This is a genomic window from Pseudazoarcus sp. NS34, assembly GCF_059703725.1.
Genome location: NZ_BAAKIZ010000002.1, coordinates 739,921 through 756,548 on the forward strand (window position 1 = coordinate 739,921; position 16,628 = coordinate 756,548).

Here is a 16,628-nt window from a genome sequence, read left to right on the forward strand (position 1 = left end):
TTCCTCACCCGCAAATGAATACTCGTCTGAACTCATAGCCGGACCATATCAAGACTTCCCATCCATCGGAATGTGCATTACAAAACTCGCGCCCTGCCCCGGCAAACTCCTTACCGCGACCTTGCCGCCGTGCGCCGTGACGATCTGGCGCACCAGGGCCAGACCCAGCCCGTTGCCGGGTTGCTGGACGCCCTCGGCCCGGTAATAGGGTTCAAAAACATGCGCCTGATCGTGCTCGGAGATGCCGCAGCCCTCATCACGCACGCTTAGCGACCAGTCGCGGCCATCGCCGGCAAGCGCAACGCTGACGGGCGCATTCGGCGGCGAATACTTGACGGCGTTGTCGATCAGATTGCTCAGCGCGGTCAGCATGTACTTGCGGTCTCCGCGCATCATTGCCGGCAGCGACGGCAGCACCGTTGCGATGTTCGGCCGCCCCGCCATGTCGGCACTCAACCTGACGGCCTCTTCGACCACGGCGCGCAGATCAAAGCGCTCGCCGGCGGCAACGGGGTCGCTGCCCGCCAGCCGATCGGCATTCAGATACTCGTCGATCAAACCCTGCAGACGCCGGCTGGCCCGGTGCAGCCGCTGATGGCGGGCGTGGATTTCGGGCGGCACGCCATCCAGACGCGCCAGGTTCTGCAAGGTGAGATCAATCGCCGCCAGCGGCGACTTGAGTTCGTGCGACACCAGCCCGAGCAGCTGGCGCTGCTGCTCGCTTTCCAGCTCGACCGCCACCGCCTGACGCACGCGGTGGTGGAGCAGGCCATACATCGTCAGCAATGAGGCCATGAACACGACCAGCAGCGGCAAGGCCAGCCAGCTGGCCTGCTGTGCGCTCAACAGCGCCAGATGCAAGCCGACGACCAGCGCGCACGCCGACGCTGCGCCGCCGAGTACACATATCCAGCGTCGGCGCGATGATTCGCGGCACACCAGCACCAGCGCGAACGGCAGCAGGCCGCAGGCCAGCAAGGTGCCGTTCCAGGCCACCGAAGGCGGGGCCAGATACTGTCCGTCGTGCAACGCGCCGTGCGCCAGCGCCCAGAACTGTGTTCCGCTGATCACGCCGCGCGGCGTTGTCACGCGGTCCGCAAACAGCGCGGTCTGGCCGACGAACACCGTCTTGCCACGCAAACGATCCGCATCGATAGCATGACCGGGCTTGCCGAGCGCGGCTTTCACCAGCGCCGAGAACGGCAACAACGGCACGGCCTCGACGTTGGGCGGGAACAGCAGCCTGATCGACCCGTCCTCCGCCACCGGCCAATGCTTACCGTTCACAAGCAGACCATCCGCGGCGCGTTCGAGCAGCGGCTGCGCGGCATCGTCCTGCAAGGTCGCGAGCACGGCCGACGGCAGGTAGCCGGCGCCGACCCGGTGCAGCAAGGGCACACTGCGCAGCACGCCATCCGGGTCATATTCGACGGACAGCACACCCACGCGCGGCACGCTATTTCCCCCCTGCAGCATCGGCGCCGGCAGGGCGACCGCGCCCCAGGTCATGGCTGGAAGCGGCAAGCCGGGCTGACGCCAGAGCACGCCCTCGGGCACAGCGGGCGCTGCGTCCAGGCGGGCCCGGTCGCGCAGCGCAGCGGCCCCCAGCACGGCCTCGGGGTGACGCGCCAGTGCGGCGGCAAACACCTCGTCCCCTTCGCGCGCATCGGCATACAGGATGTTGAAGAACACGCTGCGCACCTGCTGCTCGCCCAGGTAGTCGAGCAGCAGTGCATAGACGCTGCGGCGATATGGCCAGGTCCCGAGGTAGGGCTTCAGCTCGGCCAGCGACGCATCGTCGATGGCAATCAGCAGCACGTCATCAAAGGACCGGGCGGGCACCACCAGCTCATGCACGGAATCCTGCAGCCAGCCTTCAACACGCGAGAAGAACGCGCTGTTTGCCGCCAGCACCACCACCAGCAAGGGCACGGTCAGCATCAACAGCGGGCTTTCGAGCACGTGCCTCAGCCAGGGTCGCATCGCCCGTGCTGCCTGCATGTTCAGAGCACCAGCAACATCGGCAGGATCAACAGCCACCAGTGGCCGGCATCGGACGGCAGTTCGATCTGCTGCGGCACGCCAAAGGGCCCGGCCACGCCGTCCTGATCAATGGCCTGCACCCGCACGTGCACCACGCGCTCTGCGCCAGCCTCCAGGCGGAAGCGCGGGTCGCTCACCTGTTCATCGGCAATCACGTCTGCAAAATCGGCATCGCGCGCCACCTGCACCCGCCACGTCAGCCCGGCTTCGCTGGCGTGCCATTGCAGCACCGTGGCGTCCTCGATCACTTCTGTCGCCCCGAGCGCCGGGCCTTCCGGCAACAACCTCTGGCTGAACACATGCGTGGGGCCGACCGGCCCCTGATGACCCTTGCCGTCGATGCTGGCGAGGCGCCAGAAATAGTCGCCCGGCGGCAGGTCGATGCGTGCCTCGGTCTTGCTCAGCGCCGGCAGGTCGACCAGCAGCGGATCGAACTCCGCGTTCGCGGCAAGCTGCAGGCGGTAGCCGGCGACGCCGTGCGGCTGTGCCCAGCGCATGGTCACGCTGTCACCGCGCACCCGCTGGCCGGCCTGCGGCGCCAGCGCCAGCGGAGCCTCAGGCCGGGCGGCCAGTTCGAAGTCGTGCAGGCTTTCGAGACCTTCCAGACCGTTGTCCATCACGGCGCGCACGCGCAGCCGGTAAAGTCCGTCGGGCAGATCGGTCCAGCTCGTCGTCGGCTCGTCGAGCACGGCATCCAGCAATAGCGCGTCTTCGTTGTCGACCGGGAAGATCTGTGCGCGCCAGCGCGCCGCCAGCGGCGAGCGCGGCCATGCAAGTCGCACCGGGAGATATTCGATCTTGCCCGGCAGGCCGGTCAGATCCGGGCCCGGCGCCAGTTTGATCGGCGCGGCGGGCGCCTCCCCGCGCCGCGCCAGCGTACCGAAGCCGGCAGCCAGCACCACTGGCCGCGCCGCCCGCTCACCGGTCGCGGCAACCCGGCCCTGCAGCACGCCGCTGCGCGCCGTGCCGTCGGCCGCAACTTCCGCCCTGAAGCGCGTGCCGCGCACGCCGAGATTGAGCGCTTCACTTTCGATACGGTACTGGCCGGCCGGCGCGCGCTGCGCCTCGACGCGGTTCTCCAGATCGCCTTCATCGAGCCGGATGACCGTCTCTGCCATGCCCGTGCCGCGATAGCGGTTGAGCTTCGTGAACACCAGGCGGCTGCGCTCCGACACGAGCAGACGGGAACCGTCGACAAAACGCAGGCTGACGTTGCTGTCACCGTCGGTATGCAGCTCTTCGCCCGACCTCAGGATGTCGCCCACCACGACCTCGCTGGAAAGCGAGCCGCGGACGCGTCTGACGCTGCCGCGCACGTGAATCACCGTGGCCGAGGCAGCCTCCAGCCGCAGCAGATGCAGCGGGATGCGGATGGACTCGCCGGGCATCAGACGCTTGGGGTCGGGCACCCGGTTCACGGCCTGCAGCTTGGGCCAGTCGTGCTGGCGCTGCAGATACTGATCGGCGATCCCGATCAGCGTATCGCCCGGTTTCACGACGTATTCCCAGTCGCCTGCGGCGCACACGGCACACCAGGCCAAAGCAACAGGGAACGACAGGCAACGGATCAATCGCATCACGACCGGCGTCTCGCAAAATGAGGTACGGCCTGCCGGGATCGACTGGCCGCGGATAAACGGCCGATCGTATCAACTCGCCCTCGCCGTTAACTCACCAAAACGCACGAAGGCGCGCAGTAGTTGCGGGGAAACGCCTCATTCCTTGCAACCGGACGGTCTGCGGGCGGGGGCAGGAGTTACCTGCCCGGGCACAGCGCCCTGCCATATTTGCACGCTCTCCGCGACGGCCCGATTTTTGGGGCATGGCCTCAAAAGGCTTATCATCCTTGCTCGCCTCCGCCCCCATTGCTCGTGAGCGGAAAATGCCGATCCGGGCCCCCGAATTGCATGCGTCAATCCGGAATGCTCCCAGTCGAGACGACGATGTCCAGTACCCCGAACGCCCCTGTGCCCGACAACAACGACAACGCTGCGCGCAGTCACCTCAACTTTCCGGTGGTCGGCATCGGCGCCTCTGCCGGTGGCCTGAAGGCCCTGATTTCGCTGTTCGAGCACATGCCGAGTTCCCCCGGCATGGCCTTCGTCGTGATCATGCATCTGTCGCCCAAGCACGAAAGCAGCGCGGATCAGATCCTTCAGGGCGCGACATCAATGAGGGTTCGCCAGGTCACGAAACCCGTTCCGCTCGAGCGCGACAACATCTACGTCATTCCGCCGGGCAAGGACCTGTCGATGAGCGACGGTTATCTGCGGCTCGTCGAACCCGAGCGTGCGGGCGGCCCACAGGTGTCCATCGATCTGTTTTTCCGCGCACTCGCCGACGTGCACGACACCCACGCCATCGGCATCGTGCTCTCGGGATCGGGCTCGGACGGCGCCGTCGGGCTGGCGCGCATCAAGGAACAGGGTGGCGTCACCATTGCGCAGAGCCCCGAGGATGCCGAATACGATTCGATGCCGCGCAGCGCCATCGAAACCGGCGCCGTCGATATCGTGCTGCCGGTCGTGGATATCGGCGAACGCCTGGTCGAACTCGCCCGCAATTTTGAGGTATTGACGACCCAGCGGCCGGATGTCGCGGGAGACATTGCCGCCGACGTTACGCGCAGCGACGAACCGCTTGCCAAGACGGCCGAACTGGCCCTGCGTGACATCCTCACCGTGCTGCGGTCGCGCACCGGCCACGATTTCAAGCACTACAAGCAGGCCACGGTGCTGCGCCGCATCGAGCGCCGCATGCAGGTCAACGCGCTGAGCGACATGGCCACCTACGCGGCCTACCTGCGCGAGCACAACGCGGAAACGCCGGCGCTGCTCGCCGACATGCTGATTGGCGTCACCAACTTCTTCCGCGACCGCGACGCCTTCGAGGCGCTTGAGCGCGAGGTCATCCCGCAGCTCTTCGAGCACTGCGCGGCGCAGGAAGATGAGCGTGAAGTGCGGGTTTGGTCTGCCGGCTGCTCGACCGGCGAGGAAGCCTATTCGCTGGCCATGCTGCTGACCGAGCATGCCGAGGCGCACTGCCCTCGCACACGTCTGCATGTCTTTGCCACGGACATCGACGAAGCCGCTTTGGAATCAGGGCGCGCGGGCCAGTATCCGGCCGCCATCGTCACCGACGTACCGCCGACGCGACTGCGCCATTTCTTCGCCCAGGACGGCATCCACTACCGTGTGCGCAAGGAGTTGCGCGAGCGCATTCTGTTCGCCCGCCACAACGTGCTGCGCGACCCGCCGTTTTCCCGGCTGGACATGATTTCCTGCCGCAATTTGCTGATCTACCTCGACCGCGATATCCAGAGCGAGGTGCTGCGCATTTTCCATTTCGCGCTCAAACCCGGCGGTTATCTGTTTCTCGGCTCGTCCGAAACACCGGACGCCTGCGCGCAGCTGTTCACCCCGGTCGACAAGAAGAACCGCATTTACCGCGCGCGTGAAACGACGGCAGCGCTTGGGCGCCGAGCACCCACCCTGATTCCCAATGGCGGGGGCGTGCCGTCCATCAAGGCGTCCGACGAGCAGCGCGCACGAGCGCGGCGCTTCTCGTTCGCCGAGGTCCATCAACGCGTGCTTGAGCAGTACGCGCCGCCCAGCGTCATCGTCAATGCCCACGGCGACATCGTGCACATGTCGGAGCGCGCCGGGCGTTACCTGCGTTACGTCGGCGGCGAGCCGTCGCTGAACCTGACGACGCTGGTGCATCCGGAATTGCGCCTCGAACTGCGCACGGCGCTGTACCAGGCCGGGCACACCCGCAAGAGCGTGGAGGCACGCCGCGTGCGCCTGCAGCATGAAGACCGCGTGGCTTTCGTCAATATGGTGGTGCGCCCGTTCCGTGACGAAGAGGCCCGCACCGACTTCATGCTCGTGCTGTTCGACGAGGTCGACGACAGCCTCGACGAAAACGCCGCACCGGAGCACCGCCAGGCGAAGGACAGCGTACTCGTGCAGCTCGAGGACGAATTGCAGCGCACCAAGGAACAGCTGCAACTGACGATCGAGCATTCCGAAACCTCCTCGGAGGAACTGCGCGCGTCCAACGAAGAACTGCAGGCCATCAACGAGGAGCTGCGCTCGGCCACCGAAGAGCTGGAAACGAGCAAGGAAGAATTGCAGTCGATCAATGAGGAGTTGCTGACCGTCAACGCCGAGCTCAAGGTCAAGGTCGACGAGACCAGCAAGATCAACGACGACCTGCAGAACCTCATAGCCTCGACCGACATCGCCACGATGTTCATCGACCGGGAAATGCGCATCAAGTGGTTTACGCCGCGCGCGCGCGACCTCTTCAATGTCATCGGCGAAGACGCCGGGCGCAGCCTGCTCGACATTACCCATCGCCTCAGCTACGCGCAGTTGCGCACGGACATCGACAGCGTGTTCGAGCACCTGCACCTGGTCGAACGCGAAGTCAGGCGCGACGACGGACGCCTGTATCTGGCCCGCCTGCTACCCTACCGCACCGTCGATGACCGCATCCAGGGGGCGGTGTTGACCTTCCTGGACATCACCGAACGGCGCCATGCCGAGGAGCGCATGCGTGCCGGCGAAGCGCACCTCAAGCTGCTCGCCCAGAGCACCAAGGGCTACGCCATCATCACGACCGACTGCGAAGGGCTGATCACCAGCTGGAACCCCGCCGCAGAAGGCATATTTGGCTACAGCGAGGAAGAAGCCCTGGGCCAGCCCGTCGACATGCTGTTCACCCCCGAGGACCGCGAACTGGGCGTCGCCGACGCGGAACGCAAGCGTGCGCTGGAACTCGGCAGCGCATCGGACGAACGCTGGCACCGTCACAAGGACGGCACGAACATCTTCTGCAGCGGGCTGGTGAACCCGCTGATCGACGGCAAACTGATCGGCTTCGCCAAGATCGCGCGTGACGTCACCGAACAGCAGCAGCGCACCACCGCCCAGCAGAACGAGCTGGAAACGGTGCAGGCCTCAAGCCAGCAGAAGGACCAGTTTTTTGCGGTGCTGTCGCATGAGCTCAAGCACCCGCTCAACCTCATTCAGCTCAATACCGAACTCATCTCCCGAACCCCGGCGGCGCGTGCCAGCGGAAACCTCACAAAGGCCGCAGCCGCCATCCAGAACGCGGTGCGCAACCAGTCGCGCATCATCGACGATCTGATGGACATGACGCGCGTGCGCACCGGCAAGCTGAAGCTCAACTTCACGGCGCTGCTGCTGCAGGACGTGCTCGAAGGGGTGGCGCATACGTTCGGCCCCTCCGTGCAGCAAGACGAGATCGTGTTCGAGAAGGATTTCGCCGAGGAGCCGCTCTACGTCAGCGCAGATCCGACCCGGCTCGAACAGATCATCTGGAACCTGCTCAACAACGCCGGCAAATTCACCGCCGGCGGGGGCCTGATCATGCTCCGGCTGCGACGTGAAGGCGACCTCGCCCGCGTCGACGTGACCGACACCGGCGAAGGCATCTCGGAAGATTTCCTGCCACGGGTGTTCGAGATGTTCGGTCAGGCCGACGTCCAGCACGCCCATCGCTCGCAGCATGGCCTGGGTATCGGACTGGCTCTGGTCCACCAATTGGTGGAAGCGCATGGCGGAAAGATCGAGGCGTTCTCGGAAGGCATCGGCCGCGGCGCGCGGTTTACCGTCTGGCTGCCGATCTGCCTGGAGACGGAAACGCAGCTGGATCAGTCTCAAGGAGCTGCAGCCGGCGGCCGTCTGAAATCCGTGAAGGTGCTGTTGGTCGAAGACTCGACGGATACGCTAGAGGCAATGCGCTTGCTGTTGGGCGACGAAGGCGCCGAGATCGCCACCGCAAGCAGCGGCAACGACGCCATCGAGCTTGCTGGCGACCAGCGTTTCGACGTCATCGTGTCTGATATCGGCATGAGCGGCATGGACGGGCACACCATGATGCGCGCGCTGCGCGCCAGCACCCTGAACGAAAACACGCCGGCGATTGCACTGACCGGCTACGGCAGCGCGCAGGACGTGGCCAAGGCCAAGGCGGCCGGATTCACGCTGCACCTGCGCAAACCGGTGGACATGGACACGCTGCTCGCCGCTGTCCTGCAGTGTGTGCACTGAGCGCAAGGCCAGCCGTGTCGCAGCAGGCGTCTTACATCGGGCGTTTTGCGCCGTCGCCAAGCGGGCCGCTGCACTTCGGCTCGCTCGTTGCCGCCGCGGCGAGCTGGTTCGACGCCCGCGCGGCCGACGGGCGCTGGCTGGTACGCATTGATGATGTCGATACGCCGCGCTGCGTACCCGGTGCTGCAGAAGACATTCTGCGCACGCTGCAAGAGTTCGGCTTCGAGTGGGACGCAGAGCCCGTCTGGCAAAGCCGCCGCGGCGAGGCTTACCAAGCGGCGTTCGAGCAGCTGCGCGCCGACGACAAGCTCTACCCGTGCGCCTGCAGCCGCAAGGAACTCGCCGACTCCTCACTTGCTGCGGACGGCTCGCGCGTCTATCCCGGCACCTGCCGCGCCGGCCTGCCGCATGGCCGCGAAGCACGCGCCTGGCGGATGCATGTGCAGGGCACGCTGGATTTCGACGACGCCATCCAGGGGCCGCAACATGAAGACCTGGAACGCGATGTCGGCGATTTCGTGGTGTTGCGGGCCGACGGCCTGTTTGCCTATCAGCTCGCGGTGGTGGTGGACGATGCCGCGGCCGGCGTGACCGACATCGTGCGCGGCGCCGATCTGCTGGCCTCGACCTCACGCCAGATCGCGCTGCAGCGTGCGCTCGGGTTTGCCACACCGCGCTACGCACACGTGCCGGTGGTGCTGGATCACGCCGGCGACAAGCTATCGAAGCAAACATTGGCGCGCCCCGTGAGTGACCAGCCTGCCGCCACTGCCGTGCACGCCGCGCTGGCTTTTCTCGGCCAGCGCCCACCGCCCGAACTGGCGCGCGCGCCGCTCGCCGAAGTGCATTGCTGGGGCATCGAGCACTGGCAGATGGACAGCGTGGCGCGTGCCTCAGGCGGCCCAATGCCGGCGGCTTTCGCGGCAAAATGACCCTTTTTCACATCACAGGCTCCGAGCATGCTCAGCACTGATCAGGCACTGCGCGAACTACTCCAGCGCACTCACACCATCGCCGTTGTCGGCATGTCCGACAAACCCGACCGGCCCAGCCACTACGTTGCGCAGTTCATGCGCGAACGTGGCTACACGATCATTCCGGTGAACCCGCAATGCACCGAGATCGACGGCTTGAAGTGCTACCCGAGCCTGCGCGACATTCCCGGCCCGGTGGATATGGTCAACGTCTTCCGCCGCCCCGACGACATTCCGCCGATTGCGCAGGATGCCGTGGCGATCGGTGCAAAAAGCCTGTGGATTCAGCTCGGGCTGGTCAGTGCGGAAGCCGAGGCCATCGCGGAAGCGGCCGGGCTGGAGGTGGTGATGGACCTGTGCATCAAGGTCGAGCACGCGCGGCTGTTTGGATCGTCGCGCCGCTGAGACGCGCTCAGTGCCGGCCGCGAAAGCCGGCCAGCCCGACGGCCAGACGCACGACCTGGTAAGCCAGCCACGACAGCATGCGCTGCATCCGCGGCAGACAGCGCCAATCCTCGGGGCGCAGTTCGGTCGCGCCTGACTGCATCGCCCGCCCGAGGCTGCTGCGCAGTTCGCCGGCAAATGCGGCGTCTTCGACCACCACATTGGCCTCACGCGCCAGCAGCAGGCTGAACGGATCGATGTTGCTCGACCCGACCGTCGCCCAGCGCCCGTCCACTACCGCGACCTTGGCGTGAAGATAGCTGCGGTGATACTCGAACAACTGGATGCCGTGTTCGAGAAAGTACGGGTAGAGCGCGCGCGTGGCGTAGGCCAGCGTCGGATGATCGGCCAGCCCCTGCAGCAACAGGGTGACGCGTACACCTCGGTCCGCCGCGTCGACCAGAGCCTGCCGGAACGAGCGGCCGGGGAAAAAATAGGCACAGGCGATGGTGATGTCGTCGGCGGCACCGTGAATGGCGTCGAGATAGGCTTCTTCGATATCGCTGCGATGCCCGAGCGTGTCACGCACGACAAAGGCTGCGCGCATGTTGCCGGCCGTCTTGGGCCGGCGCGTCGGGCGCTTCGGGGCCGCCCCGCGTTCGCGCAGATGGGCCCATGAGACCAGCCACCACAGATGCCGGACGGCATGCACGATGGACGCGACCAGCGGGCCTTCGACGCGCACGGCATAGTCAAATCGCGGATGCGGCGGCCCGCCATCCTGGATGTCGTCAATGATGTTGATGCCGCCAACCCAGGCCATCTGCCCGTCAACAGCGATGATCTTGCGATGCAGGCGGCGCAGACGGTGACGGCGAAAGCGCCGGCTGCGCATCTCGCGTCGATACACCAGCACCTGGACGCCATCGGCCTCCAGCCCGCTCATGATCTCTTCGACGAAAGGACGGGCGCCGAAGCCGTCGACCATCACCCGCACCGTCACACCGCGATGGGCCGCGCGACGCAGGGCGTCGGCGAAACGCCGGCCGGTGACGTCGTTCTCGAACAGATAGGTTTCGACGTGCACTTCGCGCGTTGCTTCGGCGATGGCGGCCAGCACGTCCGGAAAGTAGGTCTCGCCGTTCTCCAGCAGCACCACCCGGTTGCCACTGACCAGCGTGCTCACGTAGCGAACTCCAGCGTCGCGGTGAGCGGCGAGTGGTCGGAGATCTTGCCCCAGGTTGCACCGGCATGGACCTGTGCGGACTCGATGTCGAAGCCCCGCACATAGATGCGGTCCAGCCGCAGCACCGGCAGATGGCTGGGGAAGCTGCGCGCCGGTCGCCCGCGAAACACTTCGACCAGGCCCAGCCGCTGCGCCAGCAGAGGTTCGGCGCGATTGAGCCAGTCGTTGAAATCGCCGGCAATGATCAGCCGTGCGTCAGGCGGCACGATGCGCTCGATACGTTCTGCCAGCGCCTCCATCTGGCGCCGGCGGCTGCCACCGGTGAGCCCGAGGTGGACGCAGAAACAATGCGCGGTCTGCGGCCCGCCGGGCAGGTCGACCTCGCAATGCAACAGGCCGCGCTGCTCGAAGCGATGGTCGGAGACGTCCTGGTTGTAGGACGAAACGATGTCGAAACGGCTCAGGATGGCGTTGCCGTGATGGCCGTGGTCATACAGCGCATTCTGGCCGTAGGCCGTCTGGTGCCAGTGCTCGTCGGCGAGAAACTCGTGTTGCGGGTTAGCGGGCCAGTTCAGGTGCGCGGCTTCGTGACGCATGTTCATGCCCTGCACTTCCTGCAGGAACACCACGTCGGCATCGAGCGTCCGCAGGCGCTCGCGCAAGTCGTGAATGACCATGCGCCGGTTGAAGTGGGAGAACCCCTTGTGGATGTTGTAGGTGCAGACCTTGAGCTTCATTTATGCATCCCGGCAGCCAGCGAGGTGCCGGTGAACGGGCCGTTCAGGACACCTCCAGCATGCGATCGAGGGCAAGGCGGGCAAGTTCCGCTTCGTGCTCGGGCACGCTGATACGGTTGACGACGTTTCCGTCCGCAAGGTTCTCCAGCGCCCAGGCCAGATGCTGCGGGTCGATGCGCTGCATGGTCGAGCACATGCATACCGTGGGCGCCATGAACTGCACGCTCTTGCCTTCCGGGCGCATCTCTTCGGCAAGGCGGCTGACCAGATTCAGTTCGGTGCCGACCAGCCATTTGGTGTTGGCTGGCGCAGCCTTGATGGTGTTGATGATGTATTCGGTGGAGCCGACGTGATCGGAGGCAAGACAGACTTCGAGGCTGCTCTCCGGGTGCGAGATCACGAAACCGTCGGGATGCTGCATGCGCCAGCGGCGGATGTGGCTCTCCTGGAACATCTGGTGCACCGAGCAGTGCCCCTTCCACAGCAGGATCTTCGCCTTGCGGATCTGCTCGGGCGTGAGGCCGCCATATTCAAGATCGGGGTCCCACACGACCATTTCGTCGGCGGCGATGCCCTGGTTGTGGCCGGTCCAGCGCCCGAGGTGCTGGTCGGGGAAGAACAGCACCTTCTCGCGCTGCGCAAAGGCCCAGTCGAGGATCTTCGGCGCGTTGGTGGAGGTGCACACGATGCCGCCATGCTCGCCGCAGAACGCCTTCAGGTCGGCCGCGGAGTTGATATAGGTGACCGGCGTGATCAGCTCGTCGGGCGTGCCGAGCACTTCGGCCAGCTCGCGCCAGCAACGCTCGACCTTGGCCAGACTGGCCATGTCGGCCATTGAGCAGCCGGCCGCGAGGTCGGGCAGGATGGCCATCTGCTGCGGCTTCGACAGAATGTCCGCGACTTCGGCCATGAAATGAACGCCGCAGAACACGATGTACTCGGCTTCGGTCTGCGAGGCGAGCTTGGCCAGGCGCAGCGAATCGCCGGTGAGATCGGCATGGCGATATACGTCAGCGCGCTGATAGTGATGGCAAAGCAGCACGGCGCGGCTGCCCAGACGGGCGCGCGCGGCGAGGATGCGCTCCTGCGCCTCATCGTCCTGCAGCTGGTTGAAACGATCGAAACGGATGATGGCTTGGGTCATGATGTCCTTGATGCGTGATCAGCCTTGGGTCCAGGGCAAACCTGCGTAGCGCCAGCCACCCACCCGGTTGCGTTGGCCGTTGGCGTCGCGATCCCCTTCGAAGCCCTCGAGGATGTTGTAGGCTTCGGCGTAACCGGACTCGGTAGCCAGCCGCGCTGCCTTGTCGGAGCGCCCGCCCGAACGGCACAGGAACATGACCAGCGCCTCGGAATCCACCTCGCGCTGCAATTGCTGCGCGAAGGACGGATTCGGAGTGCCGCCGGGGTAGCTGAGCCATTCGATCTCGACCGCGTCGGGCACACGCCCTACCCAGTCCCACTCGGCTCGCGTGCGTACATCGACGAGCTTGGCACCCGGTGCGTTCTGCAGCACCTCCCAAGCTTCCGCCGGCGTCAGTGCACCGGCATACGGCAAGCCCAGACGTTCAGCGCGTTCGTGCGCCAGACCGAGGATTTCGTTCAATTTGCCCATGACCGTGATCAGACTAGAATCGAAACCCGCAATTATACGCCGAAGAGCCCAGCATGGCCCGTAGCGCCACCTCAGCACGCCGCGCCAACCTGCCTGGAAGCCAGCGTTCACGCGGCATCCAGCGCACTACGCTGGTCGCCATCGGCACCAACGCGACACTTGCTGTCGGGCAGATCGTGATCGGCATTCTGGCAAATGCCTTCAGCCTCGTCGCCGACGCCGCACATACGCTTTCGGACCTGTTTACCGACCTGCTCGTTCTGCTCGCCGGCAGGCAAGGGGCCGAGCCGGCTGACGCCGACCACCCCTACGGACACGGCCGCATCGAGACGGCCGCCAGCCTGTTGCTCGGCCTGGTGCTGTGCGGGGTGGGGGCCGGCTTTCTGATCGCCTCCGGCAATCGTCTGCAGCACATGGACGAAGCCCCCACGGTTCACATGGCCGCGCTGTACATGGCCATTGCCACGCTCTTCGCCAAGGAAGGCTTGTTCCGCTTTACGCTGGCTGCGAGCCGCCGTCTGCAAGCGCCCGTTCTCGAAGCCAACGCCTGGCACGCCCGCTCTGACGCGGCCTCGTCACTGGTGGTGGCAGTCGGGATCGGCGGCAGCCTGGCCGGCTATCCGTTTCTCGAACCGCTGGCGGCCGCAGTGGTGGGCTTCCTGATTCTGCGCGTGGGCATACGGCTGGGGTGGCTCGCCATGCGGGAACTGGTCGATACCGGGCTGCCGGCCACCGACGTCGCGCGCATTCGCGATACGGTGCGCGCCACGCCGGGCGTGGTGGGCAGCCACGACATGCGCACCCGACGCATGGCCGACCGCGTGCTGTGCGACACGCACATCCTGGTCGATCCGCACATTTCCGTCTCCGAAGGGCATCGCATCTCGGATCGCGTGCATGGCGCCATCCGCGAGGCTCATCCGGAGGTGCGCGACGTACTGGTGCATATCGACCCCGAGGACGATCACCTGATGCAGAACGCCAACGCAGGTGCCCTGCCTGATCGTGCACAGGTCATGAGCACAGTGCGCGACCTGCTCGGAGACAAACAGGCTGCGCCGAAGCGGCTGTTGCTGCATTATCTTGGCGGGCGCATCGAAGTCGAAGTACTGCTCGGCGCCGGGCAATTGCACGAGGCCGACGCCGATGCACTGAAATGCCGCATCGACCACTGGCTGGAAGCGCACCCCGAGTACCGCGCAATCACCTTTTTCGTGCAGCGCGCACCATGATGATGCAAACTATCCGTCGCAATGCATCAATGTGGTGCATCACAAGTTCAAAGCCATGTCAGGGCGTGCGGATACACTTCACGGCGAGCCACGCGCCCCTTTGGCGTATCTGCCACAGCAGATTACGCTTTCCCGATTCGCCGGAAGCTTCGGCGCCGGAGCTGGCATGACGCTGCGCTAGGCCCGGAATCTGGCACACAAACTGCTTTATACGAGCCGGGGATGTTACAACGCGCCCACCGATTCGCATCTTTTCACCAGGAGTGGATATGAATTCTCAAGAAGTCATGAAGCTGATTCAGGAAAACGAAGTCCGCTTCGTTGACCTCCGTTTCACCGACACCCGCGGCAAGGAACAACACGTCGGCCTGCCGGTGTCCGCGTTCGAAGAAGACCATTTCGAACACGGCCATCCGTTCGACGGTTCGTCGATCGCCGGCTGGAAAGGCATCCAGGCTTCGGACATGATCCTGATGCCGGACGCCACCTCGGCCTACATCGACCCGTTCTACGACGAAACCACGCTGGTGCTGACCTGCGACGTCATCGAGCCGTCCGACGGCAAGGGCTACGATCGTGACCCGCGCTCGATCGCCAAGCGCGCCGAGGCCTACCTGAAGAGCACCGGCATCGGCGATACCGCCTATTTCGGTCCGGAACCCGAATTCTTCATCTTCGACTCGGTCGAGTGGTCGATCGACATGTCGGGCGTGACCAGCAAGATCATCTCGGAAGAGGCTGCCTGGTCCACCGCCGACAAGTTCGAAGGCGGCAACACCGGTCACCGTCCGAAGGTCAAGGGCGGCTACTTCCCGGTTCCGCCGGTTGATTCGCTCAACGACATCCGCGCCGCCATGTGCCTGGCGCTCGAGTCGGTCGGCATCCCGGTCGAAGTGCACCACCACGAAGTCGCCAACGCCGGCCAGTGCGAAATCGGCACCAGGTTCAGCACGCTGACCCAGCGTGCTGACTGGACGCAGGCGCTCAAGTACATCGTGCACAACGTTGCCCACCAGTACGGCAAGACGGCCACCTTCATGCCGAAGCCGATCGTTGGTGACAACGGTTCGGGCATGCACGTGCACCAGTCGATCTGGAAAGACGGTCAGAACCTGTTCGCCGGCAACGGCTACGCAGGCCTGAGCGAGACCGCGCTGTTCTACATCGGCGGCATCATCAAGCACGCCAAGGCGCTGAACGCGATCACCAACCCGTCGACCAACTCGTACAAGCGTCTCGTGCCGCACTACGAAGCACCGATCAAGCTGGCCTACTCGGCTCGCAACCGCTCGGCTTCGATCCGCATTCCGTACGTTGCCAACCCGAAGGGTCGTCGTATCGAGTCGCGCTTCCCGGATCCGGCTGCCAACCCGTACCTGTGCTTCGCCGCGCTGATGATGGCCGGCCTGGACGGCATCCAGAACAAGATCCACCCGGGCGATCCGGCCGACAAGAACCTCTACGACCTGCCGCCGGAAGAAGACGCACAGATCCCGACCGTGTGCTTCAGCCTGGATCAGGCGCTGGCCGAGCTGGACAAGGACCGCGAGTTCCTGACCCGCGGCGGCGTGTTCTCCAACGACTTCCTCGACGCCTACATCGAGCTCAAGTCCGAAGAAGTCAACCGCCTGCGCGTCACGACCCACCCGGTCGAGTTCGACATGTACTACAGCCTGTGATCGTTTTACCGATCAGGCGGTAAGTAAAAGGGACGGGCATTGCCCGTCCCTTTTTTATGGGTTCTAATCGTCATGCATGTACTGACGCACTCGACCGCAACCGCCGCGCACAGCCACCAACGGATGAACCGTTCGGCTGGCACGCCGGCCTCGACACTTGCGGCGATCACACGGAAACCCGATGACCAGAACGGCACTGCTACTGCTCAGCCTGCTGATTTCGAGTTCAGCCCAGGCCACCGTCTTCAAATGCGTGGACGATCGCGGGCGCACGACCTACACCAACGACCGCACGCTCGCGCGCGACTGCAAGGCCATGAGCGGCGATCAGCCCGTGTCATCCGTGCCGGCGCGCTCAGGCTCCGCGGAATCGGCACCGCCCAGCCCGAGCACCAGACAGGGCAGCTTTCCGCGCGTCTCACAGGAAGACCAGAAGGCCCGCGACAGCGGCCGCCGCGAAATCCTCCAGGCCGAATTGCAAAGCGAGGAAGCCGCGCTCGCGGCCGCACGCCAGGAACTCAAGGTTCAAGAGAACACCTTTCCGCCAGAAGAGCGCAACGCGGGCGGAGGCATCAACGGCGCCAAGCGCAACGAGCGTCTTCAGCGCTACTCCAATCAGGTCGAACTCCACGAACGCAACATCGAGTCCCTGAAGCGGGAGCTTTCCCGTCTGCGGTGAGCTTCGGCGCGTGGCCTGG

The 16,628-nt window shown here is 65.1% G+C and carries 12 protein-coding genes and 1 pseudogene; 6 read left to right on the forward strand and 7 right to left on the reverse strand.

Annotated features, from left to right (window positions below; genetic code table 11):
* Positions 1–48 precede the first annotated feature (48 nt).
* The 3 genes and pseudogenes from AC6H0N_RS09980 to AC6H0N_RS09990 form a co-directional block, all read right to left on the reverse strand.
* Positions 49–1,983, reverse strand: a complete 1,935-nt coding sequence (locus tag AC6H0N_RS09980) for a CHASE2 domain-containing protein (RefSeq protein WP_497573944.1) — start codon at positions 1,981–1,983, stop codon at positions 49–51.
* Positions 1,984–2,003: 20 nt separating this feature from the next.
* Positions 2,004–3,539 (reverse strand): FecR family protein, encoded by a 1,536-nt coding sequence (locus tag AC6H0N_RS09985; RefSeq protein WP_497573945.1) that lies wholly within the window; start codon positions 3,537–3,539, stop codon positions 2,004–2,006.
* Between the two features lie 22 nt (positions 3,540–3,561).
* Positions 3,562–3,696: pseudogene (locus AC6H0N_RS09990) on the reverse strand (excisionase); the annotation flags it as partial.
* Between the two features lie 290 nt (positions 3,697–3,986).
* Here AC6H0N_RS09990 and AC6H0N_RS09995 point away from each other — a divergent pair.
* The 3 genes from AC6H0N_RS09995 to AC6H0N_RS10005 are packed head-to-tail and all read left to right on the forward strand — an operon-like array spanning position 3,987 to position 9,502.
* A complete protein-coding gene (locus tag AC6H0N_RS09995; RefSeq protein WP_497573946.1) occupies positions 3,987–8,123 on the forward strand; it encodes a CheR family methyltransferase in 4,137 nt (1,378 codons plus the stop codon).
* 14 nt (positions 8,124–8,137) lie between these two features.
* Complete coding sequence (gene gluQRS, locus AC6H0N_RS10000; protein WP_497573947.1) at positions 8,138–9,055, forward strand: tRNA glutamyl-Q(34) synthetase GluQRS; 918 nt, start codon at positions 8,138–8,140, stop codon at positions 9,053–9,055.
* 27 nt (positions 9,056–9,082) lie between these two features.
* Entirely contained in the window at positions 9,083–9,502 is a 420-nt protein-coding gene (locus tag AC6H0N_RS10005; protein WP_497573948.1) for a CoA-binding protein, read from the forward strand.
* 7 nt (positions 9,503–9,509) lie between these two features.
* Here AC6H0N_RS10005 and clsB read toward each other — a convergent pair whose 3' ends face one another.
* From clsB to AC6H0N_RS10025, 4 genes are read right to left on the reverse strand one after another with little or no spacing between them, the layout of a single operon-like run.
* Positions 9,510–10,667 carry a cardiolipin synthase ClsB gene (clsB, locus tag AC6H0N_RS10010; RefSeq protein ID WP_497573949.1) on the reverse strand — a complete coding sequence of 386 codons (1,158 nt, stop codon included), beginning with the start codon at positions 10,665–10,667 and terminating at the stop codon, positions 9,510–9,512.
* The gene (locus tag AC6H0N_RS10015; RefSeq protein WP_497573950.1) at positions 10,664–11,404 is read right to left on the reverse strand and encodes an endonuclease/exonuclease/phosphatase family protein; all 741 of its coding nucleotides are present in this window, start codon (positions 11,402–11,404) and stop codon (positions 10,664–10,666) included. Before AC6H0N_RS10015 ends, clsB begins: the two co-directional genes overlap by 4 nt.
* A 43-nt stretch (positions 11,405–11,447) precedes the next feature.
* Entirely contained in the window at positions 11,448–12,548 is a 1,101-nt protein-coding gene (nadA, locus tag AC6H0N_RS10020; protein ID WP_497573951.1) for a quinolinate synthase NadA, read from the reverse strand.
* Between the two features lie 18 nt (positions 12,549–12,566).
* Positions 12,567–13,019, reverse strand: a complete 453-nt coding sequence (locus tag AC6H0N_RS10025) for a rhodanese-like domain-containing protein (protein WP_497573952.1) — start codon at positions 13,017–13,019, stop codon at positions 12,567–12,569.
* Between the two features lie 53 nt (positions 13,020–13,072).
* Here AC6H0N_RS10025 and AC6H0N_RS10030 point away from each other — a divergent pair, with 53 nt between their 5' ends.
* From AC6H0N_RS10030 to AC6H0N_RS10040, 3 genes are all read left to right on the forward strand, one after another.
* Positions 13,073–14,251 (forward strand): cation diffusion facilitator family transporter, encoded by a 1,179-nt coding sequence (locus AC6H0N_RS10030; RefSeq protein ID WP_497573953.1) that lies wholly within the window; start codon positions 13,073–13,075, stop codon positions 14,249–14,251.
* Positions 14,252–14,520: 269 nt separating this feature from the next.
* A complete protein-coding gene (glnA, locus tag AC6H0N_RS10035) occupies positions 14,521–15,930 on the forward strand; it encodes a type I glutamate--ammonia ligase (RefSeq protein ID WP_497573954.1) in 1,410 nt (469 codons plus the stop codon).
* Between the two features lie 181 nt (positions 15,931–16,111).
* On the forward strand, positions 16,112–16,609 hold the full coding sequence (locus AC6H0N_RS10040) for a DUF4124 domain-containing protein (RefSeq protein WP_497573955.1): 498 nt from the start codon (positions 16,112–16,114) through the stop codon (positions 16,607–16,609).
* The last annotated feature ends 19 nt before the right edge of the window (positions 16,610–16,628 follow it).

What these genes read in the sequence shown, in the direction of transcription:
- AC6H0N_RS10015 (WP_497573950.1), bottom strand. Translation starts at nt 11,404, where the DNA reads ATGAAGCTCAAGGTCTGCACCTACAACATCCACAAGGGGTTCTCCCAC.
- glnA (WP_497573954.1), top strand. Translation starts at nt 14,521, where the DNA reads ATGAATTCTCAAGAAGTCATGAAGCTGATTCAGGAAAACGAAGTCCGC.
- AC6H0N_RS09980 (WP_497573944.1), bottom strand. Translation starts at nt 1,983, where the DNA reads ATGCGACCCTGGCTGAGGCACGTGCTCGAAAGCCCGCTGTTGATGCTG.
- AC6H0N_RS10030 (WP_497573953.1), top strand. Translation starts at nt 13,073, where the DNA reads ATGGCCCGTAGCGCCACCTCAGCACGCCGCGCCAACCTGCCTGGAAGC.
- AC6H0N_RS10005 (WP_497573948.1), top strand. Translation starts at nt 9,083, where the DNA reads ATGCTCAGCACTGATCAGGCACTGCGCGAACTACTCCAGCGCACTCAC.
- AC6H0N_RS09995 (WP_497573946.1), top strand. Translation starts at nt 3,987, where the DNA reads ATGTCCAGTACCCCGAACGCCCCTGTGCCCGACAACAACGACAACGCT.
- nadA (WP_497573951.1), bottom strand. Translation starts at nt 12,548, where the DNA reads ATGACCCAAGCCATCATCCGTTTCGATCGTTTCAACCAGCTGCAGGAC.
- AC6H0N_RS10025 (WP_497573952.1), bottom strand. Translation starts at nt 13,019, where the DNA reads ATGGGCAAATTGAACGAAATCCTCGGTCTGGCGCACGAACGCGCTGAA.
- AC6H0N_RS10040 (WP_497573955.1), top strand. Translation starts at nt 16,112, where the DNA reads ATGACCAGAACGGCACTGCTACTGCTCAGCCTGCTGATTTCGAGTTCA.